This is a genomic window from Amycolatopsis sp. NPDC005232, assembly GCF_040607795.1.
Classification (GTDB): domain Bacteria; phylum Actinomycetota; class Actinomycetes; order Mycobacteriales; family Pseudonocardiaceae; genus Amycolatopsis.
The window spans coordinates 124,528-144,086 of sequence record NZ_JBEXHL010000026.1 but is presented as its reverse complement, the minus strand read 5'-3'; the positions used below and the strand labels follow the sequence as shown (position 1 = coordinate 144,086).

Sequence of the window (19,559 nt, the reverse complement as noted above, 5' to 3'; positions counted from 1 at the left end):
GGTGCGCACCTCGTCCACCGCGACCGGCCCCTGCTCAGAGAAAGAAGGCGTCAGGACTGCTTGCCCACGACGTTCCACTCGCCCGGTTCGGCCAGCGCCAGGACGTGGGCCAGGCCGGCGTCGTCGAAGGCGGGCCGGAATGTGTCGATGCCCTCGGAGAAGTGGGCCCAGCCCTGGATGTGGGCGGGCAGGACGGTCTTCGCGCCGAGCACCGCGGCCACGGCGGCGGCGCGTTCGGAGGTCAGCGTCAGGGGGCGGCCGTCGAACTTCGCCGCGACGCGGGCGGCGCCGGCGAAGAGGACCGCGACGTCGATGGGCCCCACTTTGTTTGCGATCTCGGCCGCGACGCGGACGGAGGCGTTGTCGCCGCTGAGGTACACCGTCGGCAGGCCGGTGCCCGAGAGCACGAAGCCGATCACCTGGGAGTTGATGTGGCCGGTGTCGTCGCGGTCGCCGTCGGCGGGACCGTGTTCGGCCGGAACGGCCTGCACGGTCAGGTCGCCGCCGCCGTCGCCGCGCGGGATGGTGATCGTCTCCCAGGCCTCGAGGCCCTTGGCGGTGGCGCCGAGCAGCTTCGCGGAGTTGGCGCCGGTCAGGAGCGTTTTGGCAGCCAGGGCGTATTCCTTGCCCCTGACGTCCAGGTTGTCGGGGTGGGCGGCGTGGCTCACGAGCACGACGTCGACGTCGCCGAGCCCGGCTTCGTCGACCGCCGGGCCCTCGAGCTTGGTCAGGTAGGCGCGCGGACCCGGTTCGTCGAACGTCGGGTCCATCACGAACCTCAGGCCCGCGATGTCCACGACGGTGGCCGGCCCCCCGATCACGCCGATCCCGAACTCCTGCCGCTGCGAACTGATTCGCTCACTCACGAGCATCCCCCTTGGTGGTCTGTTCGGCAGGCGCGCTCATGCCCGCCTGCTTATCCGTTGCGCCGCTTGAAGATTGCCCCCAACCCGGGGAAGCGGCCACCGGTGAACGGGTCAGATCCCGTCGGATTCGGCTCAGCGCCAAGGCAGGCGTACGCCCATCCCGGCTCAAAGCGGGTTACCAGGACAGTTCCTGGCACCGGCGCGCGCACTGCGGTCCTTCGACCTGCAGCGTCGCGTGGTTGATGGAGTACCGGGCGGACAGGAGGTCCTGCGCCTTGGTGAGGACGGTGGACTGCTCGGCCTCGTCGCTCATCGTGAGGTGGGCCGAGGCGACCTCCATGCCGGAGGTGAGGGTCCAGACGTGCAGGTCGTGGACGTCGGAGACGCCCGGCAGGGCCGCGAGCTCCGTGCTGATCGCGCCGACGTCGACGGTGTTCGGGGCGTGCTGGAACAGGATGCGCAGCGCGCGCCGGGCCAGTGCCCACGTGCGGGGCAGCACGAACAGGCCGATGGCGACACCGATGATCGGGTCGGCGTAGCGCCAGCCCGTGGTGAGGGTGATCGCGCCGCTGATCAGCACACCGACGGAGCCGATCAGGTCGGCGAGCACCTCGAGGTACGCGCCGCGGACGTTGAGGCTTTCGCGCGCGCCCGAGCGCAGCACGAAGAACGACACGATGTTGGCGACCAGGCCGGCTCCCGCGGCCAGCATCACCGGCAGGCCCGCTACCTCGGGCGGGTCGGTGATGCGGCCGATGGCCTCCACCAGCACGTATCCGGCGACGCCGAACAACAGCACCGCGTTGCCCAGCGCGGCCAGCACCTCGGCGCGGTACATGCCGAACGTGCGGCTGAGCGTCGGCCCGCTGCGGCGCGCCAGGACGATCGCGGTGAGCGCCATGCCGACGCCCAGGACGTCGGTGAACATGTGGGCGGCGTCGGAGATCAGAGCCAGCGAGCCCGTGGTGAAGCCGACCACGAACTCCAGCACCATGAAGCCCGCACCGATGACGAGGGCGATCAGCAACGCGCGCAGATAGCGGCCGGAGGCGCTCGCCGGGGCGGCGGTGTGACCGTGTCCGTGTCCGTGGCCCATGACGTCGCCTCCCGTCGTTTCCGCAGGTCACCACTAGTGCAGGGCCTGTCGCCAGGTCCTCTTCGCAATATATAGTCGCATGCGCATATGTGCAATACAGGTAAGCCTAAGTTCACTGTAATCGGGCACACAGGCCGATACCCATCCCCCGGATGAGCACTCCCGCCTGGTGGGATCAGCGCACCAGGCGGAAGAACCCGCGCACCTGCTCGACGAGCGACTCCGGCTCCTCCATCGCGGCGAAGTGCCCGCCGTGCGGCAGCTGTTCGAACCAGCGCAGGTCGGTGAACCGCTGCTCGGCCTCACGGCGCGAGGGCCGCGTGATCTCCTTGGGGTACAACGAGATCCCCGAAGGCGCGGTGATCTTGTTCCGGAACCCCGTGCCGAAGCTCTCCCAGTACAGCCGCGCCGACGACGTGGCCGATGCCGTGAACCAGTACACGGAGATCGCGTCGAGGATCTGGCGGCGGGTCAGCGCGTCTTCCGGGTGGCCGTTGTTGTCGGTCCACGCCCAGAACTTCTCGGCGATCCAGGCGGCCTGGCCGGCAGGCGAGTCGGTGAGGCCGTAGCCGAGCGTCTGCGGGCGGGTGGACTGCTGGCCGGAGTAGCCGCGCCCGGTGCGGCCGAACTCCTGCGCCGCGGCGAGCGCCGCCTGCTCCTCGGGTGTCGCGTCGTCGAACTGCCCCAGGGGCGCGGCCGCCATGTTCACGTGGACGCCCGCCACCCGCTCCGGCGCGACCTCGCCGATCGCTCCGGTCACGGCCGAGCCCCAGTCGCCACCCTGCGCGCCGTAGCGCTCGTAGCCGAGCGAAACCATCAGGCTGTCCCACGCCCGCGCGGTCCGCTCCACACCCCACCCGGCCTTCGCCGGCTTGTCGCTCCACCCGTACCCGGGCAGCGACGGTGCGACCACGTGGAACGCGTCCGCCGGGTCTCCCCCGTGGGCGCGCGGGTCGGTGAGCGGGCCCAGCACGTCGAGGAACTCGAGCACCGAGCCAGGCCACCCGTGTGTGATCACCAGCGGGAACGCGTCCGGCTCGGGTGAGCGCACGTGCAGGAAGTGGATCCCGAGCCCGTCGACGGTGTCGCGGAACTGCGGGAACGCGTTCAGCCTCTCGGCGAAGCCGAAGTCGTAGTCCTCGGCCCAGGTTCGGCACAGCTCCTGCGCGTAGGCCAGCGGCAAACCCTGGGACCAGTCGTCCACCGTCTCGGCCTCGGGCCACCGCGTGCGGCGCAACCGTTCCCGCAGGTCCGCGATGTCGGCCTCGGTCACGTGGGCCTCGAACGGTTCCGCTGCCACCCTTGCTCCCTCCGTCGGCAAGATCAACGCTAGCAGTGTCGGCCCCGAAGGTGACCCCCTGCGGAACACCGGGCGAACCGGGGTGCGCTAAGCTGACTTCGTCGCGCAGCGATGCGCCCTTGTAGCTCAGGGGATAGAGCACTGCCCTCCGGAGGCAGGTGTCGCAGGTTCGAATCCTGCCAAGGGCACATTCTTCACGTAAACGAAATCGGCGGTTCTCACTCGCGAGTGAGAACCGCCGATTTCGTTGTGCCGTCATTGCGGCCGACTCAACTACCGCTGATCAGTTCTTCCGGGAATGTGCCGACGAGGGTGTCGGTGAGGTTGCCGATCGTCGAGAGGGCTTGCGACATGCCCGGGATCGGGTCCTGGTTGTCGCCGAGGCCGGGGACGACGTTGCTGCTGCGCTGAAGCAGCGCGATGGCCGGGACGGCGGCTTGCACGACCGTGGCGTTGACCGCCCGTGCCGCCAGGCTCGGAGTGGGGTTCGGCGGCGTGGGAACGGGCGCCGCGGCACCGGGCGCGCTGTCGCGGACCGCGGTGCCGGCCCCGACGTACTTGTCCGCGAAGTCGAGCATGCGCGCATTGCTGTCCGGCGCACTCTTCTCCAACTGGAGGTCGTGGGCCGTGTTCGGGACGACGTCGGCGAGGACTGTCGCGTCAGGACCGTAGAAGGGGCGCTCGAAGTCGGCCAGGGCCGCGGAATCCGAGCAGCTCGGGCCGAGCAGACCGCAGATGAACGGGTCGTGCTGCCCGACGACCGTGTAGACGGGGATGTTCAGCGTGCGGTCGACGTTGAGGACGTTGTAGCCGGCCAACGTCGCCAGCTCGACGAGGTTGCCGGTTTCCTTGAGCTGCTCGTCCTTCGCGACCACACCCGGGTCGGTCGAGGTCGCGTTGCCCAGGTAGAAGCCGCGGCGGGTGTCGGGGTAGCTGGTCAGGTACGCGGGGTCGAGGCCGGCGCCGGAGAACTTCGGGTCGAGTGACGAGGGGTAGTCGTCGGCGATGATCTTCGTGACGACGTTGGTGTAGTTGAGCGAGTGCGCGATGCCGGTCGGCATGATGGCGTCGACGTCCTTGTACAGGCCCGCTTCCGTCATCGTGAGGATGCCGCCCAGGCTGTGCCCGACCTCGATCACCTTGTCGAAGCGGGTGCCGGGCTTGCCGGCGCGCAGGGCGGTGATGACCTGGTGGACGGTGCTGACGTCGGCGTAGAAGTTGTCGAACGCGCTCAGCGGGTGGCTGGACTGGCCGTCACCGAGGCGGTCGATGTTCATCGTCGCGTAGCCGCGCCGGTTGGCCGCCCGCACGTAGGAGTAGGTGTCCGGCTCATACGGCAGGTCCCAGTAGTACCGCGCGTAGGACCAGCCGTGAACGAGGATTTGCACGGTGGTGGCGCCGGGCGGGACGCACAGCGTGCCGGCGATGGTGGCCGGCTGGCCGGCCGCGGTCACCGCAACCGTGACGTTCTTGCAGTCTGTGGCTGGGTTTACCGCGGCCGAGACGGGCGTCACGACGCTTCCGGTGGCCACGAGAAGGGCCGCCAGCACGGTCGCTGCACGCCGGCGCCGTAGTGAATTATCGTTCTTTATGAGCGGCATGGTTGACCTCTTTGTCATCCTGAACCATGGACTTCCGCACAAGAAACCCTCTGAAGAGCATGAAAGTGGAGGGTCTTGGGAGGTGCGGCTAGCTAGTGAACTGTGATTCACTAGCTAGCGGACAGTACCACGCTCGAGCCCGCGCGCAATTCACGTGATCGGGTTGTTCTGCCCGGCAAAGCAAGAGTGACGCTCGCCCTGCGGCGGCTTGGGGCGCGCGGGTGCGAGGTACGATCGGAAAGTCAGCCGTGGAGGGAGGTACCGGTGAAAGAGGCGCAACGGCCTCGGCGCGATCCCGCGCGCAAAGCCCGGATCCTGACCGCGGCCGCGGAGCTGATCTCGCGCAACGGTTACCACACCGTGGGCATGGCCGAGATCGGTCAGGCCGCGGGGATCGTGGGATCGGGCATCTACCGGCACTTCGACAGCAAGTCGGCGATCCTCGCCGAACTGCTGGAGCAGGTGATGGACCAGCTGTCCACCGCCGCTTCGTCCATCGTGGACGAAGCAGGCGACGACCGGCGCGCGGTGAGCGAGCTGATCGGCAACCACGTGCGCATCGCCATCCACGACCGCCGGATCCTCCAGGTGTACCACCGCGAAGCGCGCAACCTGCCGGAGAACGACCTCCGGCGCCTGCGCCGCGCTCAGCGCCACTACATCGAGGAGTGGGTCGGCGCGGTCGCCCCGCTGCGCACCGACCTGGCCGACGGCGAGATCCGCGTCCTGGTCCACGCGGCGATCGGCAGCATCCAGTCCATTTTGTTCTTCAACTCCGGCCTGCCGGTACCGCAACTGGCCGCGTTGCTGGTCGGCGCGGCACACGCCTGTCTCGGCATCGACGCGGCCTCGCCCGCGGTCGTCGTCGAGGCGGGCGACGCGGGCGAGGAATGGCCGGACGAGCAGGGCGCCTGAGCTACGCGGGTGGGCGTTCGCGCTCGCGGAACTCTGTCAGGCCGGCGCGGATTTCCGGGGAGTGCACGTAGGCCGCGAAGGTCTCGTACTCCAGGTCGAGGGCTTCGGCGGTGGGCAGGTCGCGGGCGGCGTTGGCGACGCGTTTGACCTCGGCCAGGGCGAGGGCGCTGTGGGCGGTGAAGCGGCGGGCGAGGGCGAACGCCGCGTCGAGCAAACCCTGCGCCGGCACGACTTCCTCGATGAGACCCCAGGAATGGAAGCGTTCGGCGGGTTCGAGGTCGCCGGTGAGCAGCAGGCGGCGGGCGACGTTGGCCGGGAGCTTGCGTTCGATGCGGACCGCGCCGCCTCCGCCGGGCAGCATGCCGTAGCGGACGTGGCCGTCGCCGAGGAGGGCGCCCTCGGCCGCGACAACGGCGTCCGCGGCGAGGACCAGTTCGAAACCGCCGGCGACGGCGTGACCGTTGACGGCGGCGATGACCGGCAAGGGTGAGTTTTCCCAGCGGCTGAACAGGTTCCCGGCGCGCCGCACGAATGCCAGCAGGTCCTCCTGGCCGCCGTCCAGCCGGTCGAGCACCTCGGGCAGGTCCGCACCGACGCAGAACGCGCGCCCGGCACCGGTCACGACGATCGCGCGGCAAGCCGAGGCGGCGATGCGGTCGAGCGTGGTCTCGAGGTCGGTCAGGAGCTCGTCGGAGAGGGCGTTGAGGCGGTCCGGGCGGTTGAGGCGCACGAGGGCGATCGAGTCCTGGTAGGTCAGGTCGACCAGAGTCATCAGGGTCCTCCACAAAGGACAGCGAAGCGCCGGAGATCACGAAGGGGCAAGGTTGCTCCTCAGCCTCACGACCCGTAGAGGCCGGCGTGCCGGCCCCTCAGCTTGTACTTGAGGACCTTGCCGCCGACGGTCTCGGGCAGGGCGTCCTCGAAGACGACCGCCTTGGGAGTCTCGTAGCCGCCGAGCGCGGCGCGGCAGTGCGCGATGAGCGACGTCTCGTCGGCCTCCGCGCCAGGCCGCAGCACGACGACCGCCGTCACGGCTTCGCCCCAGTGCTCGTGCGGCAGGCCGATCACGGCGGCTTTCTCGACGGCCGGGTGCCGGTGCAGCACCGCCTCCACCCGCAAGCTGGACACGTTCTCACCGCCGGACTTCACGATGTCCTTGAACCGGTCGACCATCACGCGCAGGCCGTCCTCGTCCACCACCGCGCTGTCACCGGAGTGGAACCAGCCGCCGCGGAAGGCCTCGCGGGTCGCGTCCTCGTTGAGGTAGTACCCGGCCGTGACGGTCGGGCTCCGGTACACGGCTTCGCCGGGCACCTGCGGCTGGTCGCGCAGGGAGGTACCGGTCTCGTCGACGACGTCGGAGGCGAGCAGCGGACTCGGCACCCCGACGTAGTTCAACGCGGGAGCCGTGCGTTCGTAGACCTCCGGCCACTTCGCCGGCCAGAACCGGTGGCACGCGATCGCCTCGGTCTGCCCGAAGATGCCGAGCACGACCAGGCCGGGCGCTTTCCGTTGCAGGGTCTCGTAAACGGCCGGTTCGAGCGCACCCCAGCCGTAGACCAGCACGGTGAGGCCGGAGAGATCGCGACCGGATTTCTCCGCCTCGGCGGTCAACGCGGCGACGAACTGCGGCGAGCCGGCCCACAGCGCGGTCGGCCGCTCCTCGTCGATGGCCAGGGCGACCTGGTCGGGCACCGGCCGGCGGCCGAGGACCAGCGAACCCCCGGCGAGGAACGCCGAGAAGGTGAACACTTGGTCGCCGACGTGGTAGATCATCGGCAGGTAGGTCATCACCTTCACCTCGGTCTCCACGCGGAGCCCGCGCGTCAGCGAGACGGAGAAGTTCAGCGCCGCCAGGTGGCTGGCCGAGTGCGAGATCATCGCGCCCTTCGGCATGGCCGTGGTGCCGGAGGTGTAGAGCAGCTGCCAGATGTCGTCGCCGTGGATCTCGACGTCGGGCTCGGTCACCGGCCGGCCGGCGAGGAAGGCGCCGAACGTCGGGCTGCCCGCGACCGCGCCGCCGCCGATGGTGATCGTCGCGGCGACCGGCAGCCCGGCGGTCTCGAAGGCCACCCGAGCCCGCGGCCAAAGTTCGGAGTCGACGATGGCCGCCTCCGGTTCGGCCTGGCCGATCAGGTATTCGAGCACGTCGGTGGCCAGCGCGGGGTTGATCGGCATGGCGACCATCCCGGCCTTCGCGATGCCGATCTTCGCCAGGTACGCCTCGACGGAGTTCTCGCAGAAGAGCGCGACCCGGGCGCCCGGTTCGAGCCCGCGCGCGGCCAGCGCGTGGGCGAGCTGGTTGGCGATCTCGTCGGCCTGGCGGAAGGTGACCGACGCGAACCGCTCCTCGCCGTACGCGCCAGGTCGGCCGGTGATCGCGACCTTGTCGGGGTAGCTCCACGTCAGGCGTTCGAACACGTCGCCGACGGAGGTCCGTTCCCAGCGGTTGACCGCCCGGCGGCCTCGTAACGTCGTGACGTCGATCTTCCCGAACAGGTCCACACCAGCCTCCTTGCCGAATGCCAGACGCCGCACAGCATCCAACTTGACGCGCGCACTGGCAAGACCAAAGTCACTAGCCATTCACATCGTTACCCGATCAGTGCAGCTTGCTAGGAAGCGTCGAGTGAACAACGATGCACTCACCAAATGCGCGTTCAGGAGGCGACCGAAATGCCGATCCCCGTGGGTGTCAACGTCGGCCAGTTCTTCCGCGGGGTGCCGGCGCGGTGGGACGAGCGCGTCCGGGAGATCGAGGACCTCGGCTTCGACGGGATCTGGTTCGCCGAGGCCTACGGCTCGGACGTGTTCACCCCGCTCGCCTGGTGCGCCGCCCGTACGACGCGCGTGCGCCTCGGCACGGCCGTCGCGCAGATCCCCGCCCGCTCCCCCACGGCCACCGCGATGGCGGCGGCGACGCTGGACCACCTCTCCGGCGGACGCGTGGTCCTCGGCCTCGGCGCCTCCGGCCCGCAGGTGTCCGAGGGCTGGCACGGTGTCGCCTTCCCCCGTCCGCTGGCTCGTACCCGGGAGTACGTCGAGGTCGTCCGCCAGGTCCTGGCCCGCGAAGCCCCGCTCACCTACGACGGGGAGTTCCACCGCCTTCCGCTGCCGTCGGGCACCGGGCTCGGCAAGCCGCTGCGCTCGACGCTGCACCACCTGCGGCCGGACCTGCCGATCCAGCTGGGTGCCGAGGGCCCGCGCAACGTCGCGCTCGCGGCCGAGATCGCCGACGGCTGGCACGCGATGTTCTTCTCCCCCGAGGCCGACGCGTTCTACCGGGCCGCGCTCGACGCCGGCTTCGCCCGCCGGCCCGGTGGTCGCCCGGCGCACTTCGAGGTGATCGCCACGGTGCCGGTCGTCGTGGACCAGGACGTCGAGCGCGCGGCCGACCGCGTCCGGCCCGAGCTCGCGCTGTACATCGGCGGCATGGGCGCCCGCGAAGCGAACTTCCACCACGACGTTTTCACCCGCCTGGGTTACGCCGACGTGGCGGCGCGCGTGCAGGACAACTACCTCCGCGGCGAAAAGCAGGCCGCCGCGGCCGCGATCCCGACCGCGCTCGTCGAGGAGGTCGCCCTCGTGGGGCCGGTGGGCAAGATCCGCGAGGACCTGTGCCGGTGGGAGTCCACTGTGGTCGATTCGCTCGCCGTACAGGGACTGCCGGACGACCTCGCGCTCGTGGCCCGCGCGGTGCTCTGCTGACCTCGGCACGGCCGCGCGCTCCCGGCTCACCCGCTCGCCTCCGGTTCGACCGGCGGCACTCCCAGGCAGGCGTGCGCCGCACCGCGCAGCAGCTCCGTCAGCCGGTCCGCGAGCAGGCCCGATTGGTGGAACAACACCGACTGCACGCAGCCGATCGCCGAGTGGACCAGCACCCTCGCCTCGCCTTCCGCCAGGCCCGGCCGCAGTGGCCGCACCGCTGCCGCCCAGCCCTCCAGGTACTCGCGCTGGGCCCGCTGCAGCCGGCGCAGGTCCTCGGCCGGGAGGTTGCGCGCCTCCAGGTGGTACACCTGCAGGATCCGCCGCTCCTCCACGGCCACGCGGACGTGGTGGCGCACCAGCTCGGTCACCGCGGTGCGCTCGTCCGGCGTGGTCGCCAGGATCTCGGCGGCCGCCGAGTCCAGCAGGTCCATCACCCGGTACAGCAGCGCGGTCAGGATCGCCGCCTTGCTCGGGAAGTGGCGGTAGACCCCGGTGCTCACGATGCCCGCCGCCGCGCCGATCTCGGCCAGGCCCACCGCGTGGTATCCGTGTCGCGAAATCAGGTCGGCCGAGACGGCCAGGATCCGCTCCTTGCGGTCCGGATCTCGTCTCGGCGTACGCGCATCATCCACTGTGGACTCAGCTCCGCAGGAGGTGTTCCGGGACGTCCGCGAGGCGGCTGCGCAGGTACTCGCCCAGCCCCTTCGCCTGCGGGTCGGGCCGCGTCGCGGAGGCGACGCCCGCACCGAGGATGCCGACGACCACGAGGTTCACCGCGCGCAGGTTGGCCAGCTCGTAACTCCGGATGTCCAGCTCCGCAGCCTCCGGGAGCAGTTCGCGCACACGCTCGACGGTCAGATAACCGCGCAGCCACGCGTACTCCTCGTCGGTGCGGACCCACACCCCGATGTTGGCGTTGCCGCCCTTGTCCCCGGATCGGGCTCCCACGATCGTCCCGAGCGGCAGCCGTCGGGTCGGCCCGGCGGGCACCTCGGCCACCGCCGGCTCCGAGACCTCAGGCGCAACCGCCGTCACCGGGCTGTGCGGGATGGTCCGCACGGTCCCGTCGGGCAGCGTGACGCGGTGCTCCACTTCGGACGCGGGGATCAGCGTCGGCCAATAGACGCCGTACGCGCTTTCCGCGGACGGCGGCGTCGTGGTGTGGAAACCCGGGTAGCCGCCAAGCGCGAGCTCCATGGTGGTGTTGGAGAACGCGCGGCCGACCTTGCGCCGGTCGGGGTCCTTCACCGTCACGCGCAGGTGCGCGGTGGCCTCGGCGTTGGTCGCCGCGTCGGGGTGGTCGAACCGCAGCAGCCGCACGTCGAACTCCGCGAACCGCTCCCGTCCGCCCAGCAGCTCGACCAGCTGCTGCTCGGCCCACGCCGCTTTCTCCTCGATGCGGGTGCCGGTCAGCACGAGCGTCATCGTGTTGCGATACCCGCCCTCGTAGTTGAGCGCCACCTTGAGCCGGTCGGTCGGCGCGCTGCCGCGCACGCCCCGGATGCGCACGCGGTGCTCGCCGTCGGGCACGAGCTCGAGAGTGTCGAAATGGGCCACGGCGTCCGGCCCGAGGTACGCCGGCTCGGCGATCTCGTACAGCAACTGCGCGGTCACGGTGCCCACGGACACGAGCCCGCCGGTATCGGCGTGCTTGGTGATCACGCTCGAGCCGTCGGCGTCGACCTCGGCGATCGGGAAGCCCGGGTACCGGCGGTCGGTGACCTCCTCGAAGAACGCGTAGTTCCCACCCGTGGCCTGGGGCCCGCATTCGATCACGTGGCCGGCGGCCATCGCGCCGGCGATCTTGTCGTGGAGGTCCGCGTCGTCGCGGGTCCAGCCGTGCCACCACGCCGCCGGGCCGACCACCACCGACGCGTCGGTGACCCTCCCGGTCACGACCAGGTCCGCGTCCGCCCGCAGGGCTTCGGTGATCCCCCACGCGCCGAGGTAGGCGTTGGCCGAAACCGGGCGCACACCGGCGTCGGCGAGCTTGCGGCCGGTGTCGAGGTGCGCGAAGGCGTGGCCGGCCGCCTGCAGCTCGTCGAGGCGGGGCACGAGGTCGTCTCCGTCGACGTACGCGATGCGTGGGTGCAGGCCGAGCCGTTCGGCCAGCGCACCGAGTTCGGCCGCCAGCCCGGCGGGGTTGAGGCCGCCGGCGTTCGAAACGATCCGGATGCCGCGGTCGAGGCAGGTGCCCAGCACGTGCTCGACCTGAGTGAGGAACGTCTTCGCGAACCCCGTCGCCGGGTCCTTCTGCTTGGCCTTCCAGAGGATCAGCATGGTCAGCTCGGCGAGGTAGTCGCCGGTGAGCACGTCGATCGGGCCGCCCTCGACCATCTCGCGGGCGGCCTGCAACCGGTCGCCGTAGAAGCCGGAGCAGTTGCCGATGCGCACGGCGCGGCCGCCGGTCGTGGTCACGATGGTCCTCCCGCATGGCTCAGGGGCGCTCGCCCGGTTCCGGGGCTGCCGGCGAAGGTCTGGGCGACGGACAGCCACTCGGTCGCGACCGGGCCCGCCACCTCGAGAGCGGTGTCGTCGCGGTGGCGGCGCTGGGTCACGACGAGGCAGAAGTCGAGCGCGGTCCCGGTGACGCGGTCCGCGGCCTCGGCCGGCCCCCACGTCCACACGGCGCCGGACGCGGCCGTGAGCTCGACCCGGATCGGCTCGGCCGGTGCGGGTTTTCCGTTCAGGGCGAAGGAAAACGCGGCGGTCTGCACGCCGAGGTGCGCGATGTGGCGCAGCCGGTCGGTCGGCTCGCGGTCACGGCCCAGCGCGTCGGCGACGTCCTGTCCGTGCGCCCAGGTCTCCATCAGCCGCGCGGTGACCGAGGACAGGGCACTCATGTCCGGGCCGTACCACGGGAGCCGCGCTTTCGGGTCGAGGTCGCGGAAGGCGGTGACGAACTCGCGGCGCGTCCGGTCGAACCAGGTGCGGACCGCTTCCGCGGGCAGCGTCGCGTGTTCGGCCGCGACCCGGTCGGGGAAATCCATGCCACCGGCCACGAGGGCGTCGGCGGCGAGCCGGAACGCGGCCGGGTCGACCGCGGCTTGTGTCGCCGTCTCGTCGAAGTACGCGAGGTGCGTGAGCTGGTCCCGGACGGTCCAGCCCACCGCCGGGGTCGGCCGGGAGATCGCCGCGTCGTCGAGGTCCGCCACGAGGTCCTGCAGCACCCGGGTCTCGGCGACGAGGTCGTCGAGCACCTGCCGCATCGAAACGGCCACGTCAGCGGCCCTGCCAGACCGGCGTGCGCTTTTCCTTGAACGCCAACGGGCCTTCCTGCGCATCTTCGGACAGGTACACGGGTTCCCAGATCTCCTCGGCCAGGTCGTAGGCCTCGGCCCGGCTGTGGCCGGCCGACAGGTACGCGGTGCGCTTGGCGGCGAGCACGGACAGCGGCGCGTTGGCCGCGATGCGCTCGGCCAACTGCTGCGTGCGTTCGCGCAGGTCGGCCGCCGCGACGACGTCGTTGACCAGGCCGTGCTGCTGTGCCCGCGCGGCGCTGATCGGATCGCCGGTCAGCAGGATCTCCAGCGCGACCCGCGGCGGCACGAGCCAGGACAACGGTGCCGCCCACGGCGAACCGCGGCCGACCTTGACCTCCGACACGGCGAAGCGCGCGTGCTCGGCGGCCACCACGAGATCACACTGCTGCGCGAGCAGGAACCCGCCGCCGTAGGCGATCCCGTTGACCGCGGCGATCGTCGGCTTCGGCACGTCGACGTTGCGCCCGAACTGGGGAAGAAAGTCCGGGGGCGGCACGGTCAGCGCGGTCTCGTTCATCTCCTTGAGGTCGCCGCCGGCGCAGAACGCCTTGTCGCCGGCGCCGGTCAGGACGAGGACTTTCGCGTCGTCGTCGGCATTGAAGCGGTGCACGCCGTCGAACAGTCCTTTTCGGACCGCCTCACTCAACGCGTTGCGCGCCTCGGGGCGGTCGATGGTGAGCCAGGCGACGCCGTTGGTCACCTCGTAGCGCACGGGGGTCATCCGGCCTCCTCTTCGGTGATGACGGCGACGATCTCGCCCGATTCGACGGTCTGGCCCAGCTCGACGGACAGCTCGGCCACGAGCCCGGCGACCGGCGCGCGCACGGAGTGCTCCATCTTCATCGCCTCGAACACCACGATCACCGCGCCGGCCTCGACGTGCTGTCCTTGTTCCGCGACGACCCGGACGACCGTGCCCGGCATCGGCGCCAGCAACGAACCGGGCGCGGCGTCCGTGCCCGGCTCGGGCAGCCGGGGTCGTTCGGTGAAGGTGGTGGCACCCAGCACGCTGTCGCAGTAGACGGTGTCGCTCACCTGGTGCACGTGGACCGTGCGCCGGATTCCGTTCACGCGCAGGTCCACCCGGTCCGGACGCGCGTCGAGGACCGCGAGGCCGTCCACCGGGGAACCGTCCACCCACGCGTCGAGTCCCTGGCGGGTGAAGCGGTAGGTGACGTCGACGTCGGTGTCCGCGAGGCGGTACTCGGCGCGCTGCGGGGCGCTCGCGACGTTGCGCCACCCCGTCGGCACGACCCGCTGCACCTCGGCCCGGCCCCGGCGGTCGGCCTGACTCGCTACGGCGGCCGCCAGCGCGTGCACGGTCACCGCCTCCTTGCCGGGCACGCCGATCAGCGCGGCGGGATCGTGGCGCGTGAGGTAACCGGTGTCGGTCGCGCCGGCGGCGAAGTCGGGTTCACGCAGGATCGCCACGAGCAGGTCGCGGTTGGTGACCAGACCGTGGATCTGCGCTTCGGCAAGGGCTCTGGCGAGTTTCCGCACGGCTTCGGCGCGCGTGCGGCCGTGCGCGATGACTTTGGCGAGCATGGGGTCGTAGTGCGTGCCGACCACCGAGCCGTCGCGGACCCCGGTGTCGACGCGGACCCCCGGCAGGGCCGGGATCCGGAAGCGGTGAAGCGTGCCGCTGCCCGGCAGGTAATCGGCCGCCGGGTCCTCGGCGTACAGGCGCGCTTCGACCGCGTGGCCGGTGATCCCGGCTTCCGTCGCTTCCACCGGCAGCGGCTCGCCTTCGGCGACGCTCAGCTGCAGAGCGACGAGGTCCAGCCCGGTGATCTCCTCGGTGACCGGGTGTTCCACCTGCAGGCGCGTGTTGACCTCGAGGAAGAAGAACTCCCCGTTCGGCGCCATCACGAACTCCACGGTGCCCGCGCCGGTGTACCCGATCGCGGCACCCGCCGCGACCGCCGCGTCGCCGAGCTGCTTGCGCAGCGCCTCGTCCACGGCCGGCGACGGCGCTTCCTCGATGATCTTCTGGTACCTGCGCTGGATCGAGCACTCACGTTCGAACAGGTGCACGACGGTGCCGTGCGCGTCCCCGAAGATCTGGACCTCGACGTGGCGCGGGTTCTCCACGAACCGTTCCAGGAACACGGTTCCGTTGCCGAACGCCGACGCCGCTTCCCGCCGCGCGCTCGTCACGGCTTCGACGACTTCCGCGGCCTCGCGCACGATCCGCATCCCGCGCCCGCCACCGCCGAAGGCCGCCTTGACCAGCAGCGGGAAGCCGATGTCCTCGGCCATGCCGGTCACGGTCGCGGCATCCACATCGGTGGTGTCGTCGATGGTGGCGCCGGGCAGAACGGGAACGCCGGCCTTCGCCATCAACTCCTTGGCCGCGATCTTCGACCCCATGGCCTCGATCGCCGCGACCGGCGGCCCGACGAAAACCAGCCCCGCGTCGGCGCAGCGGCGCGCGAAGCCGGCATTCTCGGACAGGAACCCGTAGCCGGGGTGGATCGCGTCCGCGCCCGTGGCCAGCGCGGCTTCGACGATGAGCTCGCCTCGCAGGTAGGTCTCGGCCGACGACGAGCCGGGCAGGAGCACGGCTTCGTCGGCGGCCTCGACGAACAACGCGTCAGCGTCCGGATCGGAGTGCACCGCGACGGTGGCGATGTCCAGGGCTCGCGCGGAGCGGATCACCCGTTCCGCGATCTCGCCGCGGTTGGCCACGAGCAGCTTCCGGATCGGGCGGGTGCCCGGCGGGGTCCAGCTGGTTTTCAAGGTGGTCCTCACATCCGGAAGACGCCGTAGCCACGCTGGCCGGCGACGGTGTTGGAGTGCGCGGCGGACAGCGCGATGCCGAGCACGGTGCGGGTGTCGCGAGGGTCGATGAGGCCGTCGTCGTAGAGCCGCGCGGTGACGAAGAAGGCGTGCGACTCCTTCTCGATCTGCGCCTCGATCGCCGCGCGGTTGCGCTCGTCCGCTTCGAGGTCGAACTCCCGCCCGTTGGCCGCCGCCGACTGCTTCGCGACGATGGACATGACGCCGGCCAGCTGCGCGGCACCCATCACTGCCAGCCGGGACCCGGCCCACGCGAACATCAGCCGCGGGTCGTACGCGCGGCCGGACATGCCGTAGTTGCCGGCGCCGAAGGACGCGGCGAGGTTCACCGTGATGTGCGGAACCTTGCTGTTGGCAACGGAGTTGATCATCTTGGAGCCGTCCTTGATGATCCCGCCCTGCTCGTAGTTCTTGCCCACCATGTAACCCGTGGTGTTCTGCAGGAACAGCAGCGGCGTGTCGGTCTGGTTGGCGAGCTGGATGAACTCGCTGGCCTTCTTGGCTTCCTCGCTGAACAACACGCCGCGCGCGTTGGCCAGGATGCCCACCGGGTAGCCGTGCACAGAGGCCCAGCCGGTGACGAGGCTGGTGCCCCACAAGGGTTTGTACTCGCCGAAGCGCGATCCGTCGACCACCCGCGCGATGACCTCACGCGGGTCGAAGGGCACCTTGATGTCCGAGGGCGCGATACCGAGCAGCTCCTCCGGGTCGTACAGCGGCTCGTCTGCGGGCAGCGTCGGGCCGGGGCCGAGCTTGCGCCAGGTGAACTCGGCGACGATCTGGCGCCCGATCCGGATGCAGTCGCGCTCGTCGGCCGCGAAGTAGTCGCACAGCCCGGAAACCTTGGCGTGCATGGCCGCGCCGCCGAGCTCCTCGTCGTCGGCGTCCTCGCCGGTGGCCATCTTCACCAGCGGCGGGCCGCCGAGGAAGACCTTGGCCTGGCCGTCGACCATCACCGCGTAGTCGCACATTCCGGGCACGTAGGCGCCGCCCGCGGTCGAGTTGCCGAACACCAGCGCGACGGTGGGGATCGCCAGCGACGACAGCTCGGTGAGATCGTGGAAGATCTTGCCCGCGTGCACGAACAGCTCCGACTGCGTGGGCAGGTCGGCACCGCCCGACTCGACCAGGTTGATCACCGGCAGCCGGTTGATCCGGGCGATCTCCAGCGCTCGCAACGTCTTCTTCAGCGAGTACGGGTTCATCGCCCCGCCGCGCACGGTCGGGTCGTGTGCAATCAGCACGCACTCGACCCCGGAGACGACGCCGATCCCGGTCACCACCGAGGCGCCGACCGAGAACTGCGTGCCCCACGCCGCCAGCGACGACAGTTCGAGGAACGACGCATCACGGTCGAGCAGGAGCTCGATGCGTTCGCGGACGAGCAGCCGCCCGCGGTCGCGGTGGCGCTGCTGGTAGCGCGGCCCACCGCCGGCGATGGCCGCCTGGATCTGCTCGTCGAGCTCGGCCAGCACCTGTTTCTGGTGCTTCAGGTTGGTCTGGAAGGTCTCGTCCGCGGTGTTCAACGCGGACCGCAACACGGTGGTCATCTCGCGGTGGTCCGTTTCTCTCGGCTCGCTTGTCTCGGGCTCAGTACGAACGGGGCAGCCCGAGGCTGTGCTGGGAGACGTAGTTCAGGACCATCTCCCGGCTCACCGGCGCGACCTGGAGCAGGCGCGCGATGCCCCAGTACGGCAGCAGGCCGTATTCGGTGGCGAACCCGTTGCCGCCGTGCGTCTGGATCGCCGCTTCCACGGCAGCTCCGGCCGCCTCGGCCGCCGCGTACTTGGCCATGTTCGCGGCTTCGCCCGCCGGTTCGCCGTGGTCGTGCTGCCAGGCCGCCTTCGCCGTCATCAGTGCGGCCAGATCGGTCTCGATCTTGGCCTTCGCGAGCGGGTGCGCGATGCCCTGGTGCTGCCCGATCGGCGCGTCCCAGACGGCCCGCGTCGACGCGTAGTCCGCGGCCTGGGCCAGCACGTGGCGGGCGATGCCGACGCAAACGGCCGCACCGGTGATGCGCTCCGGGTTGAGCCCGTGGAAGACCTGGTGGAAGCCGTTGCCCTCTTCGCCGACCAGGGCGCTCGCGGGCAGGCGCAGGTCGTCGAAGTGCAGCACGAACTGCTTCTCGGGCAGCTTCGCCGACACCGGCAGCCGCGTCGCGACGAACCCGGGGGTGTCGGTGGGCACGAGGAACAGCGACAGCCGGGCGCGGCCGGTGGTCTCGTCGCGGCCGGTGCGCGTGACGAGCAGGACGGCCTCGGCCTCGTCGACGCCGGAGATGTAGTGCTTGGTGCCGTTGAGGACGAAGTCGTCGCCGTCCCGCACCGCGACGGTCGAGAGCCGGTGGGTGTTGGACCCGGCGTCGGGTTCGGTGATACCGAAGACGATCTTCGTCTCGCCGGAAGCCATGCGCGGCAGCCAGTGCTGTTTCTGCTCGGCGGTGCCGTAGTCGGAGATCATCTCGCCCGAGATGGCGGCGGACACCATGAGCAGCAGCAACGGGCAGCCCGCGGCTGCGGTCTCCTCGCACACCATCGCCAGCTCGGCCAGGCCGGCGCCACCACCGCCGTACTCCTCCGGCAGGTTGATCCCCAGGAACCCGTTGCGGCCCAGCTCGGCCCACAGCTCGGCGGTGGGCTCGCCGGCCTCGGCGCGCGGGACGTAGTACTCCGGCCCGAACTTCGCGGCGATCGCCCGCACCGTGTCCCGGAGATCCCTGTGTTCCGAGGCCTCCTGAAAGTCCACACCGACTCCTTCGTCCGTCGCAGCGCCCTAGTGCATAGTGGTTCACTAGAGCGGCTTTGGCAAGCGAAGACATCGAAGTGCACTTGACCAGCTGGCCACCCAATTCAGTGATGGTCCGGCCTGTTCACCCGCCGTCGAATTCAGTGAATGACGGATAACTTGGGTGCGAGTGGCAACACTGGGCTGACCGCCCTAGCCGCCGAGGGTTTCGAGCACGGTGCGCGCGACGCCGGTCGCCTTGTCCAGCACCGCGCGGGTGAGCGCCAGCATGTCCTCACCGGACGCGCGGGCCGGGCCGACGCCGGCTTCGAGGGTTTCGAGCATCGCGGTGCGGAGTTCGGTGTTGACGTTCACCTTTCCGACGCCGACGGCACCGCAGCGACGCAGGTCCGACGGTGGCAGACCGGACGCGCCGTGCAGGACGAGCGGGACGGTGCCGGCCTCGGCACGGATGCGGGCCAGCCGCGGCCAGTCGAGGGCGGGCGCACCGCGGTAGCGGCCGTGCACGTTGCCGACGCCGCACGCGAGCAGCTGGGCCCCCGAGGCCGCGAGGAACGGCCGGATCTGCGCAGGATCGGTCTTGCCGGAGACCTCGACGGCTTCCGCTCGGTCTTCGTCTCCGGGAACGCTGCCGAGCTCCGCTTCCACGACGACGCCGCGCGTTGCGGCGAAAGCCCCGACCTCGCGGACGAACGCCGCGTTCGCGTCCGGCGGCAGGTGGGAGCCGTCCGCGAGCACGGCGTCGACACCGTGCTCGATCGCCATGCTGATCAACGCCGCGTCCTTCGCGTGGTCGAGCTGCACGCACACCGGGACGGCCGCCGCGTCGGCGATCGAGCGCAGCGTCCGGATGAGGCGCGGCTCGGCGGCCGAGGGCGCCACCAGCAGGATCACGGGCAGGCCCGCCTCTTCCGCCGCGCTGACCACCGCCAGCGCGGTGTCCGCCCCGTAGCAGGTGAACGCGGGAATGGCCGCCTGGTCGGCGAGTCGCCGGGCGACCAGGTCGTCGAGTGCCGCTCGCATCGGTCGAAAACTCCACTTCCGGGAGAGAGGTGTCGGGACCGTCCACGAAGGACGATCCCGGCCGGGTCAGCGTCCGAGGTCTTCGAGATAGGCGCGGACGATGTCGTCGAACGAGAGCTCCGGTTCCAGGCCGAGTTTTTCGGCGCGGGGCGTGTGGAACCGGGCCGGCCAGCTGCCTAGGACGGTCGGCGCGCGGCGACGGTCGAACCAGGGTGTAGGTGGTGCGCGGCCACGCGAACCGGC

General features: G+C 70.6%; 16 protein-coding genes and 1 tRNA gene. 3 read left to right on the top strand and 14 right to left on the bottom strand.

All coding sequences use genetic code 11. The annotated features are described in order from the left end of the window. Positions 1–50: 50 nt before the first annotated feature. The 3 genes from ABZU76_RS36700 to ABZU76_RS36690 form a co-directional block, all read right to left on the bottom strand. Positions 51–866, bottom strand: a complete 816-nt coding sequence (locus ABZU76_RS36700) for an MBL fold metallo-hydrolase (protein ID WP_354878262.1) — start codon at positions 864–866, stop codon at positions 51–53. 175 nt (positions 867–1,041) lie between these two features. Further along, positions 1,042–1,962 carry a cation diffusion facilitator family transporter gene (locus ABZU76_RS36695; protein WP_354878259.1) on the bottom strand — a complete coding sequence of 307 codons (921 nt, stop codon included), beginning with the start codon at positions 1,960–1,962 and terminating at the stop codon, positions 1,042–1,044. Between the two features lie 175 nt (positions 1,963–2,137). Next, a complete protein-coding gene (locus ABZU76_RS36690) occupies positions 2,138–3,262 on the bottom strand; it encodes an epoxide hydrolase family protein (protein ID WP_354878256.1) in 1,125 nt (374 codons plus the stop codon). Between the two features lie 115 nt (positions 3,263–3,377). Between ABZU76_RS36690 and ABZU76_RS36685 the strand changes: the two genes are divergently transcribed. Further along, positions 3,378–3,450 (top strand) — tRNA-Arg (locus ABZU76_RS36685). A gap of 81 nt (positions 3,451–3,531) precedes the next feature. Here the strand turns inward: ABZU76_RS36685 and ABZU76_RS36680 are convergent. Then, positions 3,532–4,812, bottom strand: a complete 1,281-nt coding sequence (locus ABZU76_RS36680) for an alpha/beta hydrolase (protein WP_354878253.1) — start codon at positions 4,810–4,812, stop codon at positions 3,532–3,534. Between the two features lie 315 nt (positions 4,813–5,127). Between ABZU76_RS36680 and ABZU76_RS36675 the strand changes: the two genes are divergently transcribed. Next, positions 5,128–5,778: a TetR/AcrR family transcriptional regulator gene (locus ABZU76_RS36675; RefSeq protein ID WP_220243841.1), complete on the top strand. Its 651-nt coding sequence runs from the start codon at positions 5,128–5,130 to the stop codon at positions 5,776–5,778. Between the two features lies 1 nt (position 5,779). Here the strand turns inward: ABZU76_RS36675 and ABZU76_RS36670 are convergent, their stop codons facing one another. Next, the gene (locus ABZU76_RS36670) at positions 5,780–6,550 is read right to left on the bottom strand and encodes an enoyl-CoA hydratase/isomerase family protein (protein WP_354878251.1); all 771 of its coding nucleotides are present in this window, start codon (positions 6,548–6,550) and stop codon (positions 5,780–5,782) included. A 65-nt stretch (positions 6,551–6,615) separates the two neighbouring features. After that, positions 6,616–8,283: an AMP-binding protein gene (locus tag ABZU76_RS36665; protein WP_354878249.1), complete on the bottom strand. Its 1,668-nt coding sequence runs from the start codon at positions 8,281–8,283 to the stop codon at positions 6,616–6,618. A 171-nt stretch (positions 8,284–8,454) separates the two neighbouring features. On the opposite strand from ABZU76_RS36665, the gene ABZU76_RS36660 reads away from it, so the two are divergent. Next, on the top strand, positions 8,455–9,486 hold the full coding sequence (locus ABZU76_RS36660; protein WP_354878246.1) for an LLM class F420-dependent oxidoreductase: 1,032 nt from the start codon (positions 8,455–8,457) through the stop codon (positions 9,484–9,486). A 26-nt stretch (positions 9,487–9,512) separates the two neighbouring features. Here ABZU76_RS36660 and ABZU76_RS36655 read toward each other — a convergent pair whose 3' ends face one another. The 8 genes from ABZU76_RS36655 to ABZU76_RS36620 all read right to left on the bottom strand — a co-directional run bounded on the left by ABZU76_RS36655 (position 9,513) and on the right by ABZU76_RS36620 (position 19,316). After that, entirely contained in the window at positions 9,513–10,118 is a 606-nt protein-coding gene (locus tag ABZU76_RS36655) for a TetR/AcrR family transcriptional regulator (RefSeq protein ID WP_354878243.1), read from the bottom strand. Positions 10,119–10,125: 7 nt separating this feature from the next. Further along, positions 10,126–11,904 carry an acyclic terpene utilization AtuA family protein gene (locus ABZU76_RS36650; protein ID WP_354878240.1) on the bottom strand — a complete coding sequence of 593 codons (1,779 nt, stop codon included), beginning with the start codon at positions 11,902–11,904 and terminating at the stop codon, positions 10,126–10,128. After that, entirely contained in the window at positions 11,901–12,707 is an 807-nt protein-coding gene (locus ABZU76_RS36645; protein WP_354878237.1) for a TIGR03084 family metal-binding protein, read from the bottom strand. The genes ABZU76_RS36650 and ABZU76_RS36645 overlap by 4 nt, the downstream gene beginning before the upstream one ends. Before the next feature lies 1 nt (position 12,708). Next, the gene (locus ABZU76_RS36640) at positions 12,709–13,470 is read right to left on the bottom strand and encodes an enoyl-CoA hydratase-related protein (RefSeq protein WP_354878234.1); all 762 of its coding nucleotides are present in this window, start codon (positions 13,468–13,470) and stop codon (positions 12,709–12,711) included. Beyond that, positions 13,467–15,488: a biotin carboxylase N-terminal domain-containing protein gene (locus ABZU76_RS36635; protein WP_354878231.1), complete on the bottom strand. Its 2,022-nt coding sequence runs from the start codon at positions 15,486–15,488 to the stop codon at positions 13,467–13,469. Before ABZU76_RS36635 ends, ABZU76_RS36640 begins: the two co-directional genes overlap by 4 nt. An 8-nt stretch (positions 15,489–15,496) precedes the next feature. After that, positions 15,497–17,098: a carboxyl transferase domain-containing protein gene (locus ABZU76_RS36630; protein WP_354878228.1), complete on the bottom strand. Its 1,602-nt coding sequence runs from the start codon at positions 17,096–17,098 to the stop codon at positions 15,497–15,499. 40 nt (positions 17,099–17,138) lie between these two features. Then, entirely contained in the window at positions 17,139–18,293 is a 1,155-nt protein-coding gene (locus tag ABZU76_RS36625; protein WP_354878225.1) for an acyl-CoA dehydrogenase family protein, read from the bottom strand. Positions 18,294–18,485: 192 nt separating this feature from the next. Continuing rightward, positions 18,486–19,316: a class II fructose-bisphosphate aldolase gene (locus ABZU76_RS36620; RefSeq protein ID WP_354878222.1), complete on the bottom strand. Its 831-nt coding sequence runs from the start codon at positions 19,314–19,316 to the stop codon at positions 18,486–18,488. Positions 19,317–19,559: the final 243 nt, after the last annotated feature.